19 protein-coding genes are annotated in these 25809 nt (G+C 34.0%); 17 read left to right on the top strand and 2 right to left on the bottom strand.

Annotation, left to right across the window (positions count from 1 at the left end; all coding sequences use genetic code 11):
• The first annotated feature begins 103 nt into the window (after positions 1 to 103).
• The 3 genes from T367_RS0109485 (at position 104) to T367_RS24890 (ending at position 3068) form a co-directional block, all read left to right on the top strand.
• Positions 104 to 1441 carry a DNA recombination protein RmuC gene (locus T367_RS0109485; RefSeq protein ID WP_027419629.1) on the top strand — a complete coding sequence of 446 codons (1338 nt, stop codon included), beginning with the start codon at positions 104 to 106 and terminating at the stop codon, positions 1439 to 1441.
• Between the two features lie 394 nt (positions 1442 to 1835).
• The gene (gene tnpA, locus T367_RS0109480) at positions 1836 to 2294 is read left to right on the top strand and encodes an IS200/IS605 family transposase (protein WP_027419628.1); all 459 of its coding nucleotides are present in this window, start codon (positions 1836 to 1838) and stop codon (positions 2292 to 2294) included.
• A gap of 600 nt (positions 2295 to 2894) precedes the next feature.
• The gene (locus T367_RS24890) at positions 2895 to 3068 is read left to right on the top strand and encodes a Lacal_2735 family protein (RefSeq protein ID WP_035843155.1); all 174 of its coding nucleotides are present in this window, start codon (positions 2895 to 2897) and stop codon (positions 3066 to 3068) included.
• Positions 3069 to 3078: 10 nt separating this feature from the next.
• Here T367_RS24890 and T367_RS0109465 read toward each other — a convergent pair whose 3' ends face one another.
• Together T367_RS0109465 and T367_RS0109460 are read right to left on the bottom strand one after the other, a co-directional pair.
• The gene (locus T367_RS0109465; RefSeq protein WP_027419626.1) at positions 3079 to 4392 is read right to left on the bottom strand and encodes a leucine-rich repeat-containing protein kinase family protein; all 1314 of its coding nucleotides are present in this window, start codon (positions 4390 to 4392) and stop codon (positions 3079 to 3081) included.
• 113 nt (positions 4393 to 4505) lie between these two features.
• Positions 4506 to 7958, bottom strand: coding sequence for a pyruvate carboxylase (locus tag T367_RS0109460; protein ID WP_027419625.1), 3453 nt, complete (start codon positions 7956 to 7958; stop codon positions 4506 to 4508).
• 592 nt (positions 7959 to 8550) lie between these two features.
• Between T367_RS0109460 and T367_RS21965 the strand changes: the two genes are divergently transcribed.
• The 14 genes from T367_RS21965 to T367_RS0109385 all read left to right on the top strand — a co-directional run bounded on the left by T367_RS21965 (position 8551) and on the right by T367_RS0109385 (position 25607).
• Entirely contained in the window at positions 8551 to 9735 is a 1185-nt protein-coding gene (locus T367_RS21965) for an efflux RND transporter periplasmic adaptor subunit (RefSeq protein WP_051568472.1), read from the top strand.
• 4 nt (positions 9736 to 9739) lie between these two features.
• Positions 9740 to 10477 carry an ABC transporter ATP-binding protein gene (locus T367_RS0109450; protein WP_027419624.1) on the top strand — a complete coding sequence of 246 codons (738 nt, stop codon included), beginning with the start codon at positions 9740 to 9742 and terminating at the stop codon, positions 10475 to 10477.
• Between the two features lie 68 nt (positions 10478 to 10545).
• A complete protein-coding gene (locus tag T367_RS0109445) occupies positions 10546 to 11691 on the top strand; it encodes an ABC transporter permease (protein WP_051568471.1) in 1146 nt (381 codons plus the stop codon).
• A gap of 170 nt (positions 11692 to 11861) precedes the next feature.
• Positions 11862 to 13124, top strand: a complete 1263-nt coding sequence (locus tag T367_RS0109440) for a hypothetical protein (RefSeq protein ID WP_027419622.1) — start codon at positions 11862 to 11864, stop codon at positions 13122 to 13124.
• Between the two features lie 109 nt (positions 13125 to 13233).
• The gene (locus T367_RS0109435) at positions 13234 to 13632 is read left to right on the top strand and encodes a hypothetical protein (RefSeq protein WP_157454185.1); all 399 of its coding nucleotides are present in this window, start codon (positions 13234 to 13236) and stop codon (positions 13630 to 13632) included.
• Positions 13633 to 13635: 3 nt separating this feature from the next.
• Complete coding sequence (locus T367_RS0109430) at positions 13636 to 14556, top strand: malate dehydrogenase (protein WP_027419620.1); 921 nt, start codon at positions 13636 to 13638, stop codon at positions 14554 to 14556.
• 125 nt (positions 14557 to 14681) lie between these two features.
• Positions 14682 to 16025, top strand: coding sequence for a dicarboxylate/amino acid:cation symporter (locus T367_RS0109425; RefSeq protein WP_027419619.1), 1344 nt, complete (start codon positions 14682 to 14684; stop codon positions 16023 to 16025).
• Between the two features lie 87 nt (positions 16026 to 16112).
• The gene (locus tag T367_RS0109420; RefSeq protein WP_027419618.1) at positions 16113 to 17537 is read left to right on the top strand and encodes an SDR family oxidoreductase; all 1425 of its coding nucleotides are present in this window, start codon (positions 16113 to 16115) and stop codon (positions 17535 to 17537) included.
• A gap of 104 nt (positions 17538 to 17641) precedes the next feature.
• The gene (locus T367_RS0109415) at positions 17642 to 17848 is read left to right on the top strand and encodes a hypothetical protein (protein ID WP_157454184.1); all 207 of its coding nucleotides are present in this window, start codon (positions 17642 to 17644) and stop codon (positions 17846 to 17848) included.
• 269 nt (positions 17849 to 18117) lie between these two features.
• On the top strand, positions 18118 to 19962 hold the full coding sequence (locus T367_RS0109405) for a PLP-dependent aminotransferase family protein (protein WP_027419616.1): 1845 nt from the start codon (positions 18118 to 18120) through the stop codon (positions 19960 to 19962).
• Between the two features lie 92 nt (positions 19963 to 20054).
• Positions 20055 to 20426 (top strand): DUF3703 domain-containing protein, encoded by a 372-nt coding sequence (locus T367_RS0109400; RefSeq protein WP_027419615.1) that lies wholly within the window; start codon positions 20055 to 20057, stop codon positions 20424 to 20426.
• Positions 20427 to 20444: 18 nt separating this feature from the next.
• Entirely contained in the window at positions 20445 to 21158 is a 714-nt protein-coding gene (locus T367_RS0109395) for an NAD(P)-dependent oxidoreductase (RefSeq protein WP_027419614.1), read from the top strand.
• A gap of 5 nt (positions 21159 to 21163) precedes the next feature.
• Complete coding sequence (locus tag T367_RS0109390) at positions 21164 to 21673, top strand: hypothetical protein (protein ID WP_157454183.1); 510 nt, start codon at positions 21164 to 21166, stop codon at positions 21671 to 21673.
• 169 nt (positions 21674 to 21842) lie between these two features.
• Complete coding sequence (locus T367_RS0109385) at positions 21843 to 25607, top strand: DUF3857 domain-containing protein (RefSeq protein WP_027419612.1); 3765 nt, start codon at positions 21843 to 21845, stop codon at positions 25605 to 25607.
• Positions 25608 to 25809: the final 202 nt, after the last annotated feature.

Genomic DNA, 25809 nt, shown 5'->3' with positions numbered 1-25809 from the left:
TTCAAGTAACAAGTCTCAATAAAATCGTTTATACTACTACTTTGATTGGAGGTATTTCATCAGATGAACAAAAATCATTCATTATTAATAATATAAGCAGTGTATGGAAACTATTTTTTTAATCATTTTAATCATTCTCGTTACCTTTAATATTTGGCTGACATTTTCGAAACAGCGCACAGGAGATGATGATCAAACTAAAAACGCCTTGGTTAAGTTTGACAATACGCTTGAAAAGACCGAAAGAACCTTAAAGGATGAATTCCAAAGAAATCGACAAGAGCAAAATCATTCTGCAAAAAATCAACGAGAGGAATTGTCAAAATCATTAGAGAACTTCAAGTCAGGTTTTGATTCGAATACCAATCGTTTAAATGAATTATTGCAGACCAGGTTCGATGATTTTAGTAAACAGCAGATTGAAATAAACTTGGTTGCTGAAAAACGAATAAAAGAGGTTCAAGTAGCTGTTGAAAATCAATTAAAAGATATCCGAAAGGACAATACCGAACAGTTGAATGAAATGCGGAAAACGGTGGATGAAAAATTACAGAAAACGATCAATGATCGATTAAGTCAATCTTTTGAAACTGTCGGAAAACAGCTTAAATCTGTTCAAGAAGGACTTGGTGAAATGAAAAATTTAGCTGCTGATGTTGGCGGTCTGAAAAGAGTATTGAGTAATGTTAAAATGCGTGGAGGAATAGGAGAGGTGCAATTGGCGATGTTGTTGGAGCAAATTCTTGCACCCGATCAGTACGAAGCAAATGTGAAAACAAAAAAAGACAGTGCTGCAACGGTTGAATTTGCAATAAAATTGCCAGGTAAAAATGAAACGAATGATGTTGTTTGGTTGCCGATAGACGCGAAGTTTCCTAAAGATATTTATGAAAAACTACAAGACGCTTATGATGAAGGAGACAATAATAATATTCTAATTGCGCAAAAAGAATTAGACAATACCATCAAAAAGATGGCGAAAGATATCAGTGAAAAGTATATCGATCCACCAAATACGACCGATTTTGGAATCATGTTTTTACCGTTCGAAGGGATCTATGCTGAAGTCGTTCGAAAGTCAGCCTTACTCGATGTTTTACAAAGAGATTATAAGATTATAGTGACCGGTCCGACAACATTAGCTGCGATATTAAATAGCCTTCAAATGGGGTTCAAAACATTGGCCATTCAAAAAAGAAGTGGTGAAGTTTGGACTGTGTTAAGTGAAGTCAAAAAGGAATTCAAAAATTTTGGAGGTATGATGCAAAAAGCGCAGAAAAACATTCAAACCGGTCTGAACCAATTAGATGATGTGATGGGCATTCGAACGAGAGCGATCGAACGCAAACTGAAGCAAGTGTCAGTGCTGGAAGAAACAACCGAGCAAACCCTTCCTGATTTAGGTAAGGATGTATTAGGTTTAGACGAGGGGGAAGAGTAGTGGTGTGCCTTCGTCTTTGTTCATAGAGCATATTTATGATGATGTATACTTGATAACTGCTCCCATACCGCCATAAGATATTGCTACGCTGTAGCAAGTTGGAGCCACTACGTGTCTAAGTTATAGATGTTTCGCTACGCTGTAGCGATGCCTATAATTTATGAAATTAGTTATTACTATTTCTCTCCGGTGAAGTAGTGAAGTGTTCCCTCACCTTTGTTTATTAAAAAATGAATTTAGAATATACTTAATGATTCGTTTATAGATGATTATGATAAAAAAACACTATATTAATCACTCGTAGAACATTAATGATCTCAACCCAAGGATCGTTTAAGTATTTGTCTCACAATCTAAAGTGTATTCCAAATGGTTGAGTGTTAAAATTAAGTATATGGCAAACACTTATACACAACTTTATTTCCATATTGTAATTTGCGTTAAAAGCCGCAGGTGTTTAATTGCTGAAGACTGGGAGGTTGAATTACATAAATATATGACAGGTATCATCACCAATCGGAATCAAAAATTGATGATAATTAATGGTGTCCAAAATCACGTACACTTGCTGATTGGGACGAAACCAGATTGTAATTTATCAGATTTAATTAGGGACGTCAAGAGTCATTCATCGAAATGGGTAAATGAGAAAGGGTTCCTAAATAAAAAGTTCGAATGGCAGTTAGGGTTTGGGGGCTTTACCGTGAGTCAAAGAGGAGTGAAATATGTAATTAAGTATATTGAAAATCAAAAAGAACATCACAAGAAAAAGAGTTTTAAGGAAGAGTATATAGCTTTATTAGAGCATTATGAAGTTGAATATAAAAAGGAGTATATTTTTGATGATGTATAATTGTTATTTGGCCCCATCGTGCCATAAGATATTGCTACGCTGTAGCAAGTCGGAGCCACTGCGTGTCGAGGTTATTGATGTTTCGCTACGCTGTAGCGATGCCTATAATTTATGAAATTAGTTATTACTATTTCTCTCCAGCGCTGCAGCGCAGCCGCCCTCTCCATATCCCAAAGCAACCCCGCCGTAACCAAAGCGCTGCAGCGCAGCCGTCCTCTCCGTCCCCCATCAAACAAAGGCTCCGTAACCAAAACGCTGCAGCGCAGCCGCTCTCTCCATATCCCAAAGCAACCCCGCCGTAACCAAAGCGCTGCAGCGCAGCCGCTCTCTCCATATCCCAAAGCAACCCCGCCGTAACCAAAGCGCTGCAGCGCAGCCGCCCTCTCCGTCTACCTAACAAACAACCCGCCGCAATCAAAACGCTGCAGCGCAGCCGCTCTCTTCGCCCAGTCTATCCTCTCAAAAGATCGGCAAAGCTTAAAGACTTAAAACGAAAATAATTCAACAGCATTCGCATCAATAATATGTTTACCTTTAACAGGACACTATCACTGCTTTTTTTATATTGATAATGACTAATAAATCTTAAAATAAATAAGAATGTTTGGATTATTTAAAAAGAAATCGGAAGTTGAAAAACTAGATAAAAAGTATGAGAAATTACTTGAAGAAGCGTATAAATTATCGACTACAAATAGAACTTTGAGTGATGCTAAAACGGCGGAAGCGAATGCTGTACTCGATGAAATAGAAAAATTAAAAAAGAAAGGATAATTTGACTCCTTTATTTTTTGTATTCAAATTGAGCCAATTTTTTTTCAATCTCTTCAAAGTTTGGGCGTGATTGAACGTTCGGTAGCGAGCATGCAACAATTAACGCTTGCCATTCCTTTCTCCAATCAATGCTGATTTTATGTTCAGGAATCAGTCCTAAGATGTCTTCGATTAAGCAACCAAAAGCACGAACTTCAACCCGTTCAATCTTTGCAGCAAGATTTGATTCCTTATTATAAAATGATGCCGCACCAAAGTCGCCTAGAAAACTTTCAGCTTTTTCATCAATAAGAATATTATGTGCGTATAAATCTCCATGGTTGATGCCTTTAGCGTGTAGCTGTGCACAAACCGAAGCCATTCCTTTGGCCATCTTTAATAATTCGTCTCCGTTATAAGTAACATCTTCTTCGAATACATCTCTTGTGCAAGTTTCCATACTTGGAGGATATCCTAAATTAATATAAGACGTAGATATAAGCTCCATGATTAAAGCACTTTTACCTTCAGAATGATTTTTTATTTTACCTAAAACAGGAATTAAATTTTGATGTGATCCAGCTGCGATTGAGACTTCCATTTCATCTTCTGGTAATCCATCACTCGTGACATCTCCTTTAAAAACTTTAACTGCAACAGGTCTGTTTTTTGTGTTCCAATTTGCTTTAGAAATGAAACCGGAAGCACCTTCCCCAATTAATTCTTCAACTTCAAATTCGTTCCAATCGAATGCCGTTAAATCATCCTCGAATTGAATGTGATGTGAAACCGGATTCCCGCTGAATGCTATCCATGATAATTTAGGTAATTCAAATAACCAATCTGGAATTGCTTGTAGTTGATTCGCAGAGATACGTAGGAGTTCTAAATTCGTACACTTCGCCATTTCATCGGGCAATTCTTCAATTCTATTACCCGATAAAGCACATTTTTGAAGCAAGTGAGCATCACCAATACTTTTAGGTAGTTTGTCAATTTGATTATCTGTTAGAATCAACCAATTTAACTTAGGAGGAAAGGCATTTTCTGGAACCGTTTTCAACTGATTCGACTTGAAACCGATCATGTTTAAGTTCTTAAACTTAGCGAGAATAGGAGGGAACACCGTGAAATTATTCCGTGCAAAAAACAGAATTTTTAAATGTTTAAGCTTTATAAAATTTTCAGGCAGTTCTGAAAATTGATTGTCTGATAAATCCAAAATTTCCAAAGTATCAGCAAGTGTATAAATTTCTTCTGGAAACTCTTTTAAGCCACAGGCTAGCTTCAGTCTTTTGGTGCCAATTAATTTTCCAGATTTTAAATCTTCTAAGTCGTGCGTCATTGTTCAGATATCAGCAAACAAAAATAGCTATTATTAACTCCAATAAAAATTAAAGTCAATAATAGCTAAATATGCTTTTTATAGAACGAGACTTTTTACAGTCTGAGCGTTCATTATTCTAATACAATTACTAAATCCTCAGAATTCACCATTAAACCAGATTTTAGAACAATTTTCTTCACTGTAGCATCATTTGCGGCAGTAATTGTTGTTTCCATCTTCATGGCTTCGATTATAAATAAGGGTTGGTTTTTTGTGACTTTTTCTCCTTTTTTAACAAGGATAGTTGACAACATCCCCTGTAAAGGCGCACCAATTTGATTTGGATCAGTCTTGTCAATTTTCACATTTTCAACCTTGTCAACTTTAATAGAAGTATCCTTAATTTCGACACTTCTACCTTGGCCATTCAATTTGAAATAAACCGTAACAATTCCTTCCTCATTCGGCACACTTTTCGAATCTAAAGTAATTAAGAGTGTTTTTCCTTTATCTAATTCAACAATAATCTCTTCGCCAATTTCCATTCCATAAAAGAAGTTCTTGGTCGGCAAATTAATAAGACTGTCGTATTTTAAATGTTGGTTGTACGAATCTGTAAAAACTTTTGGATAAAGTTGATAAGAAAGGAAGTCTGTATAATCTATATTTCTACTTAAACTATTCTCAAATGTTTTTTTGAAAGCTTTGAATTCTTTATCTATATCCAATGGGGGAATATGCGCATTTGGTCTGTCGGTGAATGGTTTTACATCCTTCAGAATTATTTTCTGAAGATCCTTTGGAAATCCACCTACTGGTTGTCCTAAATCACCTTTAAATAAGTCAACGACAGATTGAGGGAAGGACATTGTTTCTCCTCGTTCTAGTACATCCTGAATCGTTAGGTTATTACTAACAAGGTATTGTGCCATATCTCCAACCACTTTAGAGCTCGGCGTAACTTTAACTATATCTCCGAAAAGCATATTAACGTCGCCATACATTTTTGTGATTTCGTGGAACCTTTCCTCTAATCCTAGTCCACGAGCTTGTGGTCTTAAATTCGAATATTGCCCACCTGGAATTTCATGTTTAAAAACTTCACCAGAACCTGCTTTTAAGCCCGATTCGAAAGGATAATAATAGTCTCTAACATTTTCCCAATAATTAGAATATTCATTCAAAGAATCAATATTAATATCACTTGCGCGGTCTTGAAATTTCATCATTTCTACAATCGAATTAAAGTTCGGCTGAGAAGTTAAACCAGATAAACCACCTAGTGCAACATCTACAACATCTACACCAGCTTCAATAGCTTTTAAATAAGTCGCTGATTGAATAGAGGATGTATCGTGCGTATGTAAATGAATTGGAATTTTAAGTTCTGATTTTAAAGCAGAAATCAATTCGTAAGCTGCATAAGGTTTTAATAATCCAGCCATATCTTTTACACCTAGAATATGTGCACCAGCATTTTCAATTTCCTTTGCTAGATCGACATAATATTTTAGGTTGTATTTTTTGTTCTCGGGATTCAAAATATCATTGGTATAACAAATCGATCCTTCAGCTAAACCTCCTGTTCGCGTTCTAACATGTTCAATACATGGTCCAATAGATTTCATCCAGTTCAATGAATCGAAAATTCTGAAAACATCCACACCATTCTCCCAAGACTGTTCTACAAATTCACCAATCAGGTTATCTGGATAAGCTTTATAGCCTACACCGTTTGATCCTCGGATCAACATTTGTAAAAGCACATTTGGCATCGCTTTACGCAATAAACGTAACCTCTCCCATGGATTCTCTTGTAAGAATCGCAAACAAACATCAAAAGTAGCGCCGCCCCAAACTTCCATACTAAATATGTCGGAATGGTTTTTAGCATATCCTTCAGCTACTTTTAGCATATCATAGGTACGCATACGCGTCGCTAATAAACTTTGGTGTGCATCACGCATGGTAGTGTCCGTAAAATGGACTTTTTTCTCATTCAATAACCATTGCGTAAATTTTTCAGGTCCTAATTTTGTGAGCAAATCTTTCGTTCCTTCAGGGTAAGCAGCATTCGCATCAAATTTTGGAACTTTTGGTTTTATAAAGGTTTTAGAATGATCAATTTTTTTAACATCTGGGTTCCCGTTGATTGTAATATCCCCTAAATAGGTAATCAATTTTGTCGCTCTATTCCTCGGCGCTTTAAAAACAAATAAATCAGGATTGGCTTTAATAAAGTTAACCGTAACTTTACCTTCTCTAAAAGTTTCGTGTTTTAGAATATTGTCTAAGAATGGCATATTCGTTTTTACACCTCTAATTCTAAACTCAGCTAAAGCACGACGCATTTTTCTACTCGCGCCATTCAATGTTCTACTATTCGCTGTTACTTTTACTAACATCGAATCGAAAAATGGAGATATTTTAGCACCTTGATACAAACTTCCCGCATCTAAACGTATACCAAAACCGGAAGCACTTCTGTATGCCGAAACTGTGCCGTAATCCGGTTTGAAATCATTTTGGGGATCCTCTGTCGTAATACGACATTGCAATGCGAAACCATTAATTTTTATCGCTTCTTGATTCTCTATTTTTATTTGCTCATCTGATAATTTATAATCACCAGCAATAAATATCTGCGTTTTAATTAAATCAATATTGGTTACTACCTCAGTCACTGTATGTTCGACCTGAACTCGAGGGTTAACTTCAATGAAATAAATAGAATCGTCATCATCCACCAAGAATTCGACGGTTCCAATATTATTATAGTTTACAGCTTTACATATTTTAATCGCATAATTATATAATGCATCTTTTGTTTCATTAGTCAAGCCGTAAGAGGGCGCAAATTCAATAACTTTTTGATAGCGTCTTTGAACCGAACAGTCCCGCTCGAATAAATGCACGGTATTGCCAAAATTATCTGCAACAATTTGAATTTCTATATGTTTAGGATTTTCGACAAACTTCTCTAAGAATACAGTATCGTCTCCAAATGCATTTAAAGCTTCACGCTTACTTTCATTAAAAGCTCCTTTCAATTCATCCGCTTTTCTGATTACACGCATGCCACGGCCTCCTCCGCCAGAAGCAGCTTTAAGCATAATTGGATAACCGATTTTTTCAGCTTCTGATAACGCAATTTCAACACTAGTTAATGATTTTTCATTACTTCGAATAATTGGAATGTCATTATCTAGCGCAACTTTTTTGGCCGTTATTTTATCACCAAGTGATTTTAAAACAGAGACTTTAGGTCCAATAAAAATTATCCCGCTATCCTCACAAGCTTGAGCAAAGGCAGCATTCTCAGATAGAAAACCATAACCCGGGTGAATAGCATCTGCTCCGCATTGTAAAGCCACTTTAATAATGGCATCAATATTTAAATAAGGTTTTAGTGGCTCATTGTCTTCTCCAATTTGATAAGATTCGTCCGCCTTGTACCGGTGTAAAGAATACCTATCTTCATAAGTATAAATACCAACAGTGTTGATACTAATCTCTGTACAAGCTCTAAAAATTCTGATTGCAATTTCACCTCTGTTGGCTACTAGGATTTTTTTAATTTTCAATTTAAAATGGTTTTAATTGGGTAAAAATTAATGGATGAACTAAAGTTATTAAATCTTAAGGGAAGATTAATCATATTTTTAAGAATATTTTTTTGCCCTTTCTGTAGTGTTTTAATTAAAAATAATCGAAAATGGATTCTTTTTAAATGATATATTCTATCTAAGAGGTAGATTATTTGAACAGTTAAGATTTTAGATAGATTTTTTTTAGTTTTAATATTTTTATAATCAATCAATTATAATGTTTAATTTTTGATAATGGAGAAATTAAAGAATTTTGAGCCGTTATTTTTTTTGTAAACTTTTGATGATTTTCTGTCTGAAATTTTAAACATATGATTTGCTAAATGTTAGAATTTAAATGCTATAAACAAATGACGTATATTAAACGAATTCGAAATTAATTAAAGAAGGAATTTTAAACGCTATTTGAAGGAGATATTATGAAATACATCACCAAATTAAATGACGTAAATCATCTAATTCCGTAAATGTTCGAATTATCTTTGTTGTTAGGTTGGATTCATCATTAAAAGATTGAATAAGCATTACAATAAAGGATATTGACCTTAAATTTGATTAAATTGTAAAAATGAATAGTCGTTATAAACGAATTAAGAATATAATAATTTGGAGTATTGTAATCATCCTTTTGGGATTATTCATTTATAAACAATTCATCCAAAAGGAACCTGTGTTTATAACGATCCAAAAAGAAGTTGTACTCGAAGAGACTTTATTTGCTGAGGTTTCGGCAACGGGTACAATCAATCCAATAGAATTGGTCGAGGTGGGAACGCAAGTTTCAGGTATTATTTCTGAAGTCATGGTTGATTTTAATGATCTAGTGAAAGAAGGTCAAACCTTGGCGCGAATGGATAAGCGAATTCTCAATTCATCACTATTGGAAAGCAAATCCAATCTGATTAAAGCTGAAGTAACGCTAAAGCAAGCGAAAAGAGATTTGGATAGAAGCACTGGACTTTTTAAAGACGGGTATATCGCCGAAATTGAGTTAGAAAAAGCACAATATGACTTCGATAATGCGGAGGCAACGTATGCGATTGCAAAGCTTCAACGAGATAAAAATGCTGTTAATTTAGGTTATACAAATATTGTCTCTCCGATAGACGGTATTGTCATTTCTAAAAACATAGATGTCGGACAAACTATTGCTGCTTCCTTTACAACACCTGTTTTATTTAGTATTGCGAATGATTTAAAGCATATGAAAATTGAGGCAAGTGTTGATGAGGCAGATATAGGTATGGTAAAAGCAGGTCAAAAAGTGATTTTCACTGTAGATGCTTTTCCTACTGATGTTTTTGAAGGAGTAGTAGAGCAAATTCAATTAGAGCCAACTGTTGTCCAAAATGTTGTAACGTATAATGTTATTGTTTTTATTCAGAATCCAGAATTGAAATTAATGCCTGGGATGACAGCAATATTAATTATTCGAACGGAAGAGAAGCCGAATTCGATAGCGGTGCCCAATTCTGCCTTATCGTTCTATCCGAACGAAGTTGAAATGAAAGATTTGGCACGGAAAAAATATAAAGTGGTCGGATTAAATCAACCAGAAAAAAGCACTATTTGGGTCATTAACAACCAATCGATTATTGAAAGGGAAGTGAAAGTTAATTTTACGAATGGGATTCAATCCGCCATTTCTGGAGAAATAAATCCTGGAGATACAGTGGTGACGAATATTAATATCACGATTGGAGAAAAGAAAACGGGTAGTTTTTTTAGTGGTAGAAACGAAGAAGAGGAGTAGATAAATGGCTAAATGTATTATCGATATTCAAAATGTTTCTAAGGTCTTTAATCCAGGAGAAAATGAAGTACGTGCTTTAAATGATGTATCCTTAAAAATTAATGCAGGAGAATTTGTTTCGTTGATGGGGGCAAGTGGTAGTGGGAAGTCGACTTTATTAAATATTTTAGGATGTTTAGATCAACCTACTTCAGGCAAATATTTATTGGATGGAAAAGAGGTCAATGGCATTTCAAAATCAGCGATCTCTTTAATTCGAAATAGAACGTTTGGTTTTGTTTTTCAGTCGTATAATCTTCTACCTAAAACAACAGCGCTTGAAAACGTTGAATTGCCTTTATTATACAATTCTGAAATTAGTAAAACCGATCGACGTAAAAAAGCGGAAGCTGCTTTGATTAGCGTAGGTTTAGCTGAACGGATCTATCATAAAACAAATGAATTGTCAGGAGGACAGCAACAAAGGGTTGCAATTGCTAGAGCTTTGGTAAACGAACCTGAAGTGATTTTCGCAGATGAACCAACCGGTAATTTAGATTCGAAAACCAGCTATCAAGTGATGGAACTTTTTCAAAATTTAAATGATAAAGGAATTCTAATTGTTATGGTAACACACGAACCGGATATCGTTGAAATGAGTAAACGCAAAATCATCTTACACGATGGTAAAATAATAGAGGATATAAAAATATTAAATCCAAAAAATGCACACGAATTATTTTTGGCTGCTGAAGGAAAATGAAATTAACTGATCTTATATCGTCCGCTTTACGTTCTATTAACAGGAATCGTTCTCGTTCTCTTTTAACCATGTTGGGAATTATAATTGGGGTCGCGTCAGTCATTGGTATGCTTGCTCTGGGGAATGGTGCAAGTGAAAGTATAAAAGGTGAGCTCGGAAAACTCGGCACAAACTTGATTATGGTTCGACCCGGTGCCGACCAACAAAGAGGGGTAAGTTCTGATGTCGCGAATGCAGAGATTTTGAAAGAGTCAGATATTCAGTCAATTCTAAATTACTGCCCAACAGTTGCTTATATTTCTCCAATTGTTCAGACTAAAAGTCAAGCAGTTTTCAGTTCAAAAAATTGTCGTCCTACTGTTACTGGAGGATATCGCGATTATTTCTATATGAATAATTACGATATTAAATTAGGGCAATTATTTGATGATAGGACTGGAAAATCATTACAAAAAGTATGTGTGATAGGCAAAACAGTGGCAGAAGATTTATTTGAAAATGAAAAAGAAGCTGTTGGCAAAATTATAAGAATAGATAAAATTCCTTTCAGAATTATTGGTGTTTTAGATGAAAAGGGAGAAACGATGGGGATGGATGGTGATAATATTATCATTGCGCCATTCCGAACAGTTCAAAAACGTTTATTGGGTTTATCTTATATGCATATGATTCATGCTGCAACCTTCGATGAAAACGATGTTGATAAAGCTGTGGTAGAAATTGATGAAGTGATGACCAAAGTTCTTAAGAAGACGAGTGGGGGAGAACCTCAATTTAGAATTGCAACACAGAAAGAAATGTTGGATGTGATGGGCACAGTACTGGGAATGCTGACCTTGCTTTTGGCAGCAATCGCGGGTATTTCGTTGTTAGTAGGTGGAATTGGAATTATGAATATAATGTTGGTGTCAGTGACGGAACGTACACGTGAAATGGGTTTAAGATTAGCTGTCGGAGCACCCTCAAACGTGATTTTATTGCAATTTTTAATTGAGTCGATTGTCATCAGTTTGATAGGTGGGATAATCGGAATCTTATTGGGGTATACTTTGGCATCGGTAGGCGGTAATGTGATGGATATGACAGCTGAAGTTACGATGACATCGGTAATAATGGCTTTTGGATTCTCCTTTTTAGTCGGCGTTATCTTTGGATTTTTTCCCGCTAGAAAAGCAGCGAAATTAAATCCAATTCAAGCGTTGAGACATGAATGATTGTTTTGCGGATTTGATCTTTGCATGCTATTAATACCTGGATATAACAAACATAATAATCTGGAAAGTTTATCTTTGAGTGCTTTAGCAATAAACACAGAAAAACAACTTGTTGAATTGAACATCTTGCGTTGTTAATTGTAGTCAATAAAAACAAGCTTAAACCCAAAATGAGAATTACATTTTTAACAATACTTGGTCTACTTCTATTTCAATCGGTTATATACGCACAATCAACAGCCGAACTATTGAAGGTGAAGACAATTGAAGGTTGTGACTGCTTTACGCAAATCGATTATATCGATAATAAAGCAGATTTTGAGATTAAATTCGAAGATTGTACGGCCTTGACAAAGAAAGAAGCTGCACAAATTGAAAAGAAAGGAAGTGTTGATGAATTTAAGAAACAATTACAAGCTGCTTTAAGCGATAATTGTCCTGCATTTGCATCAAAATTATATTCATTAAGGAATAGTTATAGCATAGGTATTCCAGATTCGATTTACAATGCTGAACCGAAGTGCAAATCGGTGGAGGAAGAGATTATTGGACAATATTCTTTATCATTCGGGAATCATTCACCTGAAGGTGGAGCACGATTATACGTATTACCTGATTATAAATATATGATTGTTGCTTTTGGTGAATTACAAGTTGGCTCATGGAAAATTTTAAAGGAAAAATATTTGCATTTTATTCCTAAAAAAATGGAATATCCTTTTCATGTTTATGGCCGCTTTAATCCTGCCATTGGAGATTCAACAATAACATCCTTTTTAGGTGATGATTTTAGTTATCGAACATTAATTCATTATGGTCTTGTAAAGGATTCACAACCGAATTTGATTCCAATTTTTAATGAAGAAGCGAATTGTTTTGATTTTCCCTACCTTGGATCAATAGCCGGTAAATACGATGAAATTGCCTTGGCCTATCAAAAGCGTTACGAATATGACGAAAATGAGCCGATTGATATTTATTCTTTTAAAAATGTAAATAAATTCAATGATTTTGTTGTGTTAGAGTATACTGATATGGAAGTTTTAAGAACTGAAAGGGTGAATATCCAAGGAGATCAATTGATTTTTGGTTTGAATAAAGTAACAAAACGATACCCTTTACCCGAAGTGAATAGTGAGGATGCTCTTTTTATCAATGAATACACAAAGCGACAGGTAGTACTTCCTGAATTGTATTATAATGCAATGTATAGAAGTTTTGATAAGAATCAGGTTAATTCTGAACTGTACGAATTTGATGAAAAGTTGAATTCATTTATTTACATCAATGGTGAGGGGATAGAATTTTCAGAAAGTGAGGAATACACAAATTATTTAGTAGTGAATAAATACGAATTACTTGATAATGTATCAAAACAAACTAAGCGCTATTCGATTGCTGAAGCGTCAATAATTTATACGGTTTGTGAGTAAATTATAGCAGAATTAATCAATGGAACCGTATAAAACAAATAATTTCAAAAAAACTGAGAGTTGGATAAGGCGCGCTGCTTTTATCGCGATGTTTATTTTCCTAATAACTATGGGTAATGTTCTTGAGGATATTTTTACGATGACTCAATTACTTGTTCTTTATTCAGTATCGATATTACTGTTAATTGCTGGGCAAATTGATGAATTAGAAATCAATGACCATAAATTAATTATTTCACAAAAATCATTCATTCCATTCTTGAGAAGTAGACGCGCATATGATTTAGTAGAAATTGAGAGAATTACTAGGACTATAGAACGTCTAAATCAAAAAAAGACACTTTTTTCATTTGATATTAATATGAAGGAGGATTTAATGATCGCTTTTAGAAACGGCGACACAGAAGTATTGTCTAGTCGACTTCATAAAGATGGGTTTACTGGATTAAGGTATGAGATTAAAAAACGAATTGACATGAATAAAGATGATAATATCTTAACTTTATAAGTAATGATAGATATTACCGTCATAGGATTTGGGAATGTGGGATCCACACTCGCCTTGCTTTTATTGCGCAATAAACATGACATTCGATTAAATGTAATGGATCCCAAAGAGGGCTGTAAAGGTGCTTTTCTCGATCTTGCACATAGTGTTTCTGAATATGCGAATAAAGAGTTAATTATCAATGATGATGAACTTTTTAAAACGGCTGACTTTATTTTTTATACAGCGGGATCAGTGAATGCACATGGTAGTTCACGCCTCTCAATAATGAAGGATAATGTGGCACTAAGCAAAGAAATTTTTCAATCAATTACATTCGTTAAAAAGCCGTACATTATTGTCATCACAAATCCTGTTGATATTGTGTCTCTGGCTATTCAACATTATAGCGATTTGCCAGCTAATCGGGTGATTGGAACGGGAACAATGTTGGATAGTAGGCGCTTGGCACATTACCTTTCTTTAATTTCAAACGATAAACCAAGCGACTTTAGGGCAATCGTATTAGGAGAACATGGCGCGACACAAGTTCCTGTCTTTTCGAATACATTATTGAGAGGGCAACCTATTTTGGAAGTTGGCAATTTCACAACAAAAGACCTTGAATTGGTACTACAGCAAACCGTAAATGCTGCGAATACAATTCGAGAAACGCAACCTGCGACGTTTTATGGCGTTGCCGCTTGTGCAGCTGATTTATTCAATTATTTATTAGAAGAAAATAAACAACTCTTAACGTTATCCGTGTTAACAAATGAGTATTATAAAAATTTACTTAATCTCGACAAAGATATTTATATTGGATTGCCAGTCATCGTTCAAAAAGGAGGGTTTGAGATTGATAATTCGATTGTATTAAATGAAGAAGAGCTCGCGGCATTTCAAGCATCAGCTGCCATGATTGCTAAATCTATTGCTATCTAATTTAGACTTTTTCTTGATTACTGTATCCTATCTGCTATTTTGGTAATAATTTAGCACAATTGGTATCTTTGTAAAGCTTGATTATTAAACTAGTTAAGTAAAAATAATTTTTGCAAAACCAGTATATGTTAGAAATAAAATCACTGAATACTTTGTCTGTACATTTAGATCGTTTGGTAAATGGTCGCTTATGGCTAAAGGTTATAATAGGGTTGATTTTAGGAGCCATTCTAGGGTTAATAATTAATCCTTCTTCGGGATTTGTTTCAGAACGTTTCAGTTTATCTCTTGCTAGTTGGCTCGACTTACCGGGAAAGATCTTTATGCGCCTCGTTCAAATGATCATGATTCCTCTGATATTTGCATCCATTATATCAGGAATTGTAAGCAATACCTCCGAGAATCTAAAGACATTTGGATTAAGGCTTTTATTGTATTTTGTTTTTACAACCATTGTTGCTATTTCTATTGGATTGCTGGTCACTTTAATTATGAAACCAGGTCAATATGTATATAAATTAGGTGGTTTTCCGAGTAGTGGTGATCAAACGATTGAAACGGCCGAACAAACCAGTATTATTAAAAATATACCGGAAACAATTTCTAATTTAATTCCCAATAATCCTTTGGAGTCAATTTTAACAGGGGAAATGTTGGGTGTAGTTGTCTTTACAATTATTATAGGGGTGGCAATTACGCAACTTCAACAGGAAACTTCACGCCCAATCATTCGCTTGGTAGAGTCAATACAAAAGATCTGTATGATTGTTGTTTCTTGGGCCATGCGACTTGTTCCCTACGCTGTTTTTGGATTAATCGCTGCTTTATTGTCGCGCATTGGCATTGAAATATTTTTAGGGCTAGGATATTATATGTTAGTCGTGATTATTGGCTTGTTCATTTTAATGACTTTCTATTTAGTATTGGTATTTGCATTTACACGCCAGAATCCTTTTAAATTTTTGAGTCTGATTAAGGAACCACAACTATTGGCTTTCTCAACAGCAAGTTCTGCAGCAGTTATGCCAGTGTCAATGCGAACGGCTGATCAGAAATTAGGCGTTTCTTCCAATATAAGCGACTTTGTTATTCCAGTAGGGGCAACAATTAATATGGACGGCACCGCACTCTTTCAATGTGTTACGACTGTTTTTATGGCGCAAGCTTATGGTGTCGAATTGACGTTAGTTAACTTGGTTTTAATTACGGCTACCGTGGTAGCGGCATCGATTGGTACACCTGCTATTCCAGGAGGAGGGGTGATTATTTTAGCTTCTGTTTTACAAAGTGCTGGTATTCCTATGGATGGGTTGATTATCATTATAGGTATAGATAGAATTCTGGGTATGTTTAGAACAGCTGTAAACGTAACAGGAGATTTGACCGCTAGTGTGATTTTTGATAAGTTTTATGGCAGTAAAAACATTAAAGTTGCTGAGGAAGGAAAGATTATAGAGGCCGTTAGTTAATTACTTGTAGAGATAAGACCTTCAAGATTATCTTTAAACAAAGAAAATAGTTAGCTTTAACTCAACGGCTAAACATCTTTTATAAATATGAGAGTATTACTTACAGGAGCATCAGGATATATAGGGAAACGATTGCTTCCGATATTAGTAGAAGCTGGTCATGAGGTGATTTGTTGTGTGAGAGATGTGAAAAGATTTACTCCACCCGAATCTTTAAAATCAAGAATTACAATTATCCAAGTTGATTTGTTAGATGAGGCTTCCTTAGTAAACATTCCTAAAGATATTGATGGCGCTTATTATTTGGTGCATTCAATGGCGACATCTTCTGATTACCAATCGTTAGAATTGTCATCTGCAAAGAATTTTAGAAGGGCTTTAAGCGAAACCAAGGTCAAACATGTCATTTATTTAAGTGGTATTGTGAATGAATCGGCATTGTCCGAACATTTAACCTCGCGTAAAAATGTTGAAATAGAATTGGGTAAGGGCAACTATAATTTAACGACGCTAAGGGCAGGAATTATAATAGGGTCGGGTAGTGCTTCGTTCGAAATAATGAGAGATTTAGTTGAGAAATTACCAGTCATGATTACACCAAAATGGCTCAATACCAAATGTCAACCTATTGGAATTTCAGATGTATTACAGTTTCTTTCTAAAACGATTTTTAACGAAAACACTTACAATAGGGATTTTGATATTGGCGGTCCCGATGTGCTTACCTATAAAGAGATGCTTTTGGCATTAGGTCGTGCTAGAAACTTAAAACGCTATATTTTTATAGTGCCTGTAATGACGCCCAAGTTATCTTCTTATTGGCTGTATTTTGTTACCTCTACATCTTACAAATTGGCCGTTGCACTTGTGCATAGTATGAAGATAGAAGTGGTGTGTAGAAATCATGATATTGATAAAATATTAGGCATTGAAACGATTAGTTATCAAAAAGCTTTGGAAAGAGCTTTTGTTAAAATAGAAAAAGATGAGGTGGTATCGAGTTGGAAAGATGCCTTTATAAGTAGTGATTTCAATTTGAATATCTCAGAATTCATTCATGTCCCAACACATGGTTGTTTTATAGATGTTAGGGAAGAAATAATAATAGATAGGAATGAATGTGTTGAGCGAATTTGGAGTATTGGCGGAGAAACGGGTTGGTACTACGGGAATTGGCTATGGCGCATTCGAGGTTTAATGGATAAATTTGTTGGAGGAGTAGGTCTAAGAAGGGGTAGAACAACCGAACATTCACTAAATGCTGGTGATGCATTAGATTTTTGGCGTGTGATGTATGCCGATAAAAATGAAGGCCGCTTGCTATTGTTTGCAGAGATGAAACTGCCAGGTGAAGCTTGGCTTGAATTTAGAATTGTAGACAATAAATTAATTCAAACTGCTACTTTCAGACCATTGGGTCTACTTGGAAGGTTGTATTGGTATTCAGTGCTGCCTTTCCATGGGTTTATTTTTAAAGGCATGATCCGAAAATTGACAGATACATTAAGTTAAGGTTATGTTATTTTTCTAACTATCTGATCAATATGATATTATTGCTATATTAGCATCACTTAAATAAATAATCCCACATCTTTAGATGTCTAAAATATAAGAATATGAAAAAGACTATGTTAATTGGAGTGTTTAGTTTGTTTGCTATGAGTTCATGTATGAAAGATTATGTTTGTAAATGTAGTGATCCAACTGGTTCTGGACAAAAACATATCGATTTACAAGCGAAAAATGATGATGCTGCTGCTACGTTATGTGCGGCGGAAGAAGGTCAAGCTTATGGCTATGAATTTACATGCGCAATTCAGTAGATTTAAATCTGCTAATTCAATCAACTTTTTTATTCTTTCTAACTGAGCTTTTTGACTTGGAAAGTAATACTCATGGATTCTTATTCTTGAGTATTTGTGATGATCTGCCTATTTAAAAAGGCAACGAATGGAAGGATGCTTTATTCGAATGTTAAGCGAGCAACTTTTGGTACCTTCTCAGTTCCTTTATCATAATAAGGAAAGGTCTGCTATATTTTTAAAATCTATCGATTTAATGTATCTTGGCACCTTGATAAAGAATGATAATTATGGAAGACAATAAAATGCATAACTATATAAAAGATATCCTTAAAAATATGCCAGCTGATTGGTTGAATCTAACGACCCATCGACTAGATATTTATGATGAATCATTGGCTAAAACTGAATTTTTAGAGCAGTTAGAAAACTTATTTCAAAATAATACGGCTGATGCTGCTAAATTGAATGAGTTACCAACCGCTTATGATTATATTCGTTTAGGTCACCCATTGTCTAGTATTTTAGAATGGGCAATTGCTCATTTACAAGATTTAAAAGCTGAAAATGTAATTAGCTTTTCATCGAGAACTGTTCCTATTTTAGCAATTTTAAGAAAGAATTTATTAGAAAATAAATCCACGCAAATTCTATATACAGATCAGCTACCAGAATTTTTTGATGCTGATGTAATTCGATCTGTTTATGGTTATAATTTCGACTTGAAAAAGGTTGAAAAAGGAACTGCTATTTCAAGATTTGAAGGAAGTACAGTTTTGATCTCATCCGCTACAAATCTTTGCCATATTGAACTCCTTTCAAATGTTGATTTTGTCATTAATATTGATGCAGCATTGGGAAGTATATTGGTTGTAAATGGGGAATCGAATAATGAATATATTTCTGAAATTCAACATGTAAGAAGAAGAGAAACGATTGCAATTACACCAGCTAATTCCTTAGCCGCATTGAATAGATTAGTAGGGAATAACACTATTGATCCAACCATTACAACAGTTGCAGCAAATAAATCTTCAGTGATCGATTCAATTAAAAAGGTTACTGAAGCACCTACAAAAGGATTAGTCGCTTCAAGTGGATTGTCTATGCAATATGCTATTGTAATGGGACTTATTCACGATGCTTTAGACAAACATAAAGGTAAAGCAATAAAAATTATTGTTCCACCTAACTGTTATGGTGGAACGAATGATCAGGCGAGACGTGTTGCTGCTTGTATCGATAATGTTGAGGTAGTTGATTTACCTGTAGATGGTGGTCAAGATATGGTTCAAAGTATTGATGTTGTATTGACTAAAATAGCAGCTGAAGATGCTGTTCCTTATATCATTGCTGAAATACCAACAAATCCAAGAGTTGAGGTGCCTGATTTGGTGAAATTAAAAGAGGTATTAAGTGTAGAACGAAAAACTGCTGCTGGCACCAAAGCTATTGATCCTGTTTTTATTTTGGATCAAACTTTCTGCCCGAACTTTCACTTTTTAGGGGAGGATGAAATTTTATCACCTGTTCGAACGATATCTTATGTCAGTGGCTCTAAATTCCCAAGTGGCGGTAAATGTACTGCAGGTTATTGTGTAGCGAATCAAAAGGCTGCGGAATTAATGCCAAAAATAGAATTGCATTTAAGTCTTTGTGACAATGAAGCTACAACACTTCAATATGATATCTTGGCAAAACAATTGCCTTCTATGAATCAACGTATTCATGATGCTTATTTGAACACAAGAGCATTCGTTAATTTCATCGAAAAAACGTTGCCAACAGCAAAAATCAACTTCGTTTCGGAAGAATTAGCAGCTGAAGGATTTACGCCTTCTGTTTTTTCATTAGATCTTCCTACAAAAGGTAATACTGCTGAAGAAAAAGAAGCGTATAAACGCGAATTAAATTTGAAATTGATCAATTTAATGATTACTGAAATTCCTACTGAAAGTAAGTACTGTGTGAGTTATGGACAATTAAAAGGTTGTTATTGGACCATTCCAGCAACATCAACACAAGGAACGACGAAAGAAGGAGATAAAGATTATATAGCCCGTGTGGCACTGTCCGCAAATATGGATCTTGAGAAACATAAAGAAGTTTTTCAAGCATTTGTTGATAGCATTTAAAAATTGAAGGGAGGTTTTAAAAGCCTCCCTTTTTTTTTGCTTTTGTTCGGAAGAAATAATTAAATTAGAGAACCGAACTATTCGTATAATTTATGAAATTTTATACTTCAATCCCTAAAAAATTAAAGCCGTTTTACCAGCAAGAATTAGCAGCTTATTATTCGGCTTATCACCTGCATGATTTAAACAAAGCTTGGAACCATTTAGAGCGAGCCCACATCATTGGTCAAAAATATCCCATTCCACATTCGTTCGTTCATTGGAAAATGCTGCAATTTGGTTTTAAAATAAAAAGTAGAAAGGAGATTCTTGGTCAAATTCCTCGTTTATTTTTTGGTGGTGTAAAATCGTTTGTTGGTACGATACCAATTGGTAACCCTGGAGGTGCAAATGTTCCACCATTAAAACCATTCCCTTTAGATGATGATTTGCAAGAGATTTTTTTAAAATCAGGTGTGGTATAAACGTAATAATTCTGAAAAATGAAAACGCTGGTTTTAGGCGCTAGTGGAGCAACAGGGAACCATGCCGTTAAGCAATTGTTAGCACTTGGGGGTAAAGTGAAGGTTATAATTCGTTCGACTTCAAATCTGCCAAATGAATGGTTGGAAAATGAGAATGTAACCATTATAAAGACCAATATTGATGAAATAAGCATCAATGAAATGGCCACATATATCGAAGATTGCCATGCGGTTGTTTCATGTTTAGGACATAATATAAATCTAAAAGGTATTTATGGTCAACCTAGAAAATTGGTAGCTAATGCCATAAAACTAGTCTGTGACGCGATTAAAATTAAAAATGGACCTGTAAAAATTGTTTTGATGAATACAGCAGGCAACAGGAATAAAGATTTGATGGAAACAATTCCATTGGTAGAAAAAATGGTAATCGGATTGATGAGGTTATGCTTACCTCCACATGTAGATAATGAGAATGCTGCCGAATATTTACGTTCGAATATTGGACAAAATCATCCAAATATACAATGGGTAGTTATTAGACCAGATTCGTTGATAAATACAGAAGCAGTTTCAGCTTATACTATTCATTTTTCGCCAACTACAAGTGCATTACTCAATCCGGGTAAAACCAGCCGAATTAATGTTGGCAATTTTATAGCGAAACTTTTAATTGAAAATGATACTTGGAAAGAGTGGGTAGGAAAAATGCCAGTAATTTATAATAAATGATTAAAGTGAAATTTAAAGAAGTTGCGAACCAAATAGGAGGGGAATATGTATTTCATGCGCAAAAAATTAAATCATTGGGCGGTTCGAATATAGCGTCGAATGCCCATGAAATTACATTGGTTTACAAATCAATTCTGATCACATTGATTTATGATTTCGGTATTACAAACCTTGCAGAAATTGAATGTGTCATTAAATCAAGAAAGGCCTTACCTGAATTTTCGGTTGCGACTAAAAATCAAATTAAACGATTGTTTTCTAGAGATAAATCTCCCTTTAAAGTTAAGTCCTCTGATCCTTTATTAGATTCAAGAATATTAAAATGTTTAGTTGATAGTAATTATCAAACTTTGGCAAACGAAACTCAATTCGAACCTGAAATTCAAGGATCTTATCGCGAAGATATGTATAGAATTTATACTAAATTTTATTTAGGCTTTGAGCATAAAGAAATGTCAATCCTACCATCGATTGATTTTTATAAAATGGTAATTGATGAAATTTTACGCCAATAAATAACGCTCGAATTATATCGGTTAAAGGAATCAGGGTAAAGTCTTATATCAGACCGAATTATTAAAAAAAGAGTATTCATAAAGAAATGAATTATGATACTTTTTCAATTGAAACGGTTTTTTTTAGAAAAAGTAATTATTTTAGCGAGTTACAACTTTTAACTTAGCTATGAAAAAATTATTAATTGTCTTGACAATTTTGTCAAGTAATCTTACCTTATTCTCTCAGTTTGATCATGTTTGGACTTTAATAAGTCAAAATAATTATACTGCAGCAATTGACGAATTAAAAATATTGTCGGAACAGCCAGAAACTGCTGTTGATGCTGGAGCCTTAGGTATTATGATAAGTGAATTAGGAATGAAAGTAGATGGTAATCTGCAGCTCATGAAAAATTTAGTTGCGAATACTGACACCCCTTCTCCGTACCTGTTTTCGCTTTATAGATCGTCAGGTTTAACCAATGATTTTGATCTTGATAATCCCGAAAGAAAGAAATTTATAGAAGACTTATTGAAAAGTCCAAAAGTAAATGAAAGTATGAAAACGTCCTTTCATTATGTATTGGCCTATCATTCCACTTTTGCTTACGAAGATGCTGAGAGATTAAGTCATTATAATTCAATGTCTGCAATAACCGATTGGCAGTTCACTGGTTTATTTGATAATACTTCAGGTAGCGGACATAATAAATCATATGGTCCATTGGCACATCCAGAACCGGAAGCTGTTTTTTACTCCAAAAAGAATGCTGAAATTGCTTGGTTTACGCCAGGTTATACTGATTTTGATCCATGGAACATTTTTAGAACAATGTTACCTGGTTCGCAAGGTGTTGTATATGCCCAAACATTTCTTGATAACCCAACGGAACAAGAGGTTCTATTGAGCGCAGGAGCGGAAGGCGCAATTAAGATATGGGTGAATGATTTATTAGTACTTGATATTGAAGAAGAACAAAGAACTGAATTAGATTATTATAATTCGTTGCTCACGCTTCCGGCAGGTAAAAATAGAGTGCTTGTTCAAATCAGTTTCACTAACATGTCTAGCTATCCTAATTTTATGGTTCGACTGTTGAACAAAGACACCTATAAACCAATTAATAATATAAAGTCGACGACGGAATATGCAAAGTATAATTCTGTATCTGACACAAAATTTTCGAATTTTGTGCCGCATTTCGGAGAGACTTATTTTGAGGAAAAAATAAAACTTGACTCAACAAATATTATCGATTATCTATTACTATCCAAATGCTACAGTCGAGCTAAAAAAAATAATGAAGCAATAAAAGTATTAGAATTAGGGAAGAAAATAGACCCCTCAAATGTATTATTGAACTTAGAACTAATTAATAATTATTCGAAATTAAATGATCGAACGGCACTGCTTTTTCAACTTGAAGACATGCGGCAAATTAATCCAAATTTACTCTTCTTAAAAATCTATGATTATAATATTGCAAAAGAGAATCAGAATTATGATTTAGCCAATACACTACTTTTAGATCTGAAATCTGAACTAGGTGAGAAAAGTATCGAATATTTAGATTATCAGATTGATATGAGGTCGGCTAAAAGTGAGTATCAAGAATTATTTGATTTAATTGATCAAGCTTATAGCTTATATCCTAACGTCGCAAAATTTGCAGAATTGAAGTATTTACTTGAAAAGAATCAAACACAATCTGTAAAAAAATCATTACCTATTCTAAAAAAATATTTAAAAAGTGAGTACAACTATTCTCTGATGCTTTTATTGGCTAAAGAGTATCAGGAGATTGGTGAAAATGATAAGGTGGTAAAGTTACTTGAAGGGAATATGAAAAGATTTCCTGATCATATTAGTGTCTTAAAAGAACTTTTAAGGATCGATTACAATCAATTAAATTATACTGATGCATTAGCAATTATTAATAAAATGATTAGTATATCGCCATATACAGCAGGTTATTATTCTGATAGAGCGTATATTAATTTAGCCTTGAATAATTATGATTTAGCTAAAGCAGATTTTAAAAGAACGATTCAATTAGAACCAAATACTTTTGAAGCAAGAGAGAAATTAAGATCCTTAGAGGAAAAAGAATCTTGGACCAAAATAATGGAAAATAAAGATGCTTATGACATTATTAAGAAAAGCTTTGAAGAAGAAATAGATAGTGACGATCAGTACGATTTTATATTTTATGAAAACAGTACCGTTAAATTTGAAGAAGGAGCAGGAGTTGAATTTACTAGTATTGGTATTAGGATCTTAAATAAATCAGGTATTGATGCTTGGAAAGAATTATCTATACCATACAATTATAATTCGGAGGAATTATTAATTTCTAAAGCGGAATTAAATAAAAAGAATGGACAAAAACTTGAAGGTGAGAGAAACTACAATGACATCGTTTTTCCTTCATTAGAGGTTGGTGATATCATCTATCTTGAATTTAGAAAAGACGTATACACAGGAGGGAAGCTTGCAAAAGAAATTTCTGAAACTTATAATTTCTCGAGATTTGCACCAACACACAATTCTCTTTATAGAATATACGTACCTAAAAGTTATAATATAGAGATTAAAGAACAAAATTTATTAGCTGAAAAGAAGGTTTTTGAGTTTGAAAATTATGTTTGTACAGAATATACACATGATTTTATTGAAAAAATTAAAGATGAGGATTTTATGCCTCAAATCTCTGAGATTGGTCAAACAATTTACATCACCACTTACGATTCTTGGGATAGAATTTCAGATTGGTATTCGGATTTAGCCATGCCAATGGCAAAGGAAGGTTATAATATTGATGAAGTTTATAACGAAATATTTAAGGCTGATGAAGACTATACGGATCAAGAAAAGGCAGAGAAAATTTACGATTATTTATGTGAAAATATAAACTACAGTTCAGTTTCTTTCCGTCAAAGTAATTTAGTACCACAAAAACCAATGGTAACGATAAGTACTAAATTAGGAGATTGTAAAGATTTATCGACATTGTTTTATACACTGGCGAAAAAGGCAGATTTGAAATCAGAATTAGTATTGGTAAATACACGAGCAAATGGTGAAAACACGATGCAATTTCCCTCAACTCAATTTAACCATTGTATTGTGAAAGTAGACATTGATGGAGAACCATTGTTTCAAGAATTGACGGATAGTAAACTTCCGTTTGGATCAATGCCAACGTATCTTTATAATTCACAAGCGCTTGTTATTCCAGCAACCAACGCTAAGTTGGATAAAAATGATTTAATTCATATTCCTTTAACGCGATTAACAGAAAATAATATAAAGCGAGATGTTAAAGTGAATATCACTGATGATGGTATGACTTTAAATACAAAAGTGGATTTGACGGGATCTAACATATCAAATTATAGATGGTTTTTAAGCGATTTAACTAAAGTAGAGACCAAAGAAAAAATTGATGATTATTGTTCTGATTATTTTAGTAGTGATTTTAAAGTGAATAATTTTGAAATCAGCCATCTAGAAGGAAATAAGAATGATTTTAGTCTTGAAATAGATTTAACTTTAGAAGATGAAATTAAATCAATTGGAGCTTTAAAAACGTTTGCTGTTCCATTCTTTGAGAAGATCTTCACGATTGACAAATTCCCTTCTGATGACAGAGTATATCCTTTAAATTATTGGGAGTATGAAGAGGTGAATAATTACTCAACCGATATCTATTTAACAATCGATGAAGAATTTGAATTTGCTGAAATTCCTGCAAACGTGATGATAAAAAATAAATTCATCCATTTTGAAATTATTGTAGAGAAAGTGAATAACAACGAGTTGAAAATAACACGAAAAGTTGCTCCTGTTGCGCATACAATTGCGAGTGAAGACTATGCAGAATTTCGGAAAATGGCAAAAGAAATTTCTAATACTGAAGAAGTATTTGTAGCTTATAAGAAGAAATCATAATAGAGAAACCTTAATTTCTATTTTCCACTTTATAGCAAATGTTAATCTCATTCTCGCCTCAATATTTTTGATTATGAAATAATATTCCGGATTGATTTAATTTGAAATTTAGAATATTTCAAATTAGAACTAAAATTGCTAGTTATTCACAAAGTAATTCTGTATACTAAGGGTATAGAATAAAGAATAACTCTTCCAATTA

It is taken from the genome of Crocinitomix catalasitica ATCC 23190, assembly GCF_000621625.1.
In the GTDB taxonomy this organism is placed as follows: Bacteria; Bacteroidota; Bacteroidia; order Flavobacteriales_D; family Crocinitomicaceae; genus Crocinitomix; species Crocinitomix catalasitica.
Note: the sequence above shows the minus strand (reverse complement) of the source record. Positions and strands in the feature narration are given on the sequence as shown.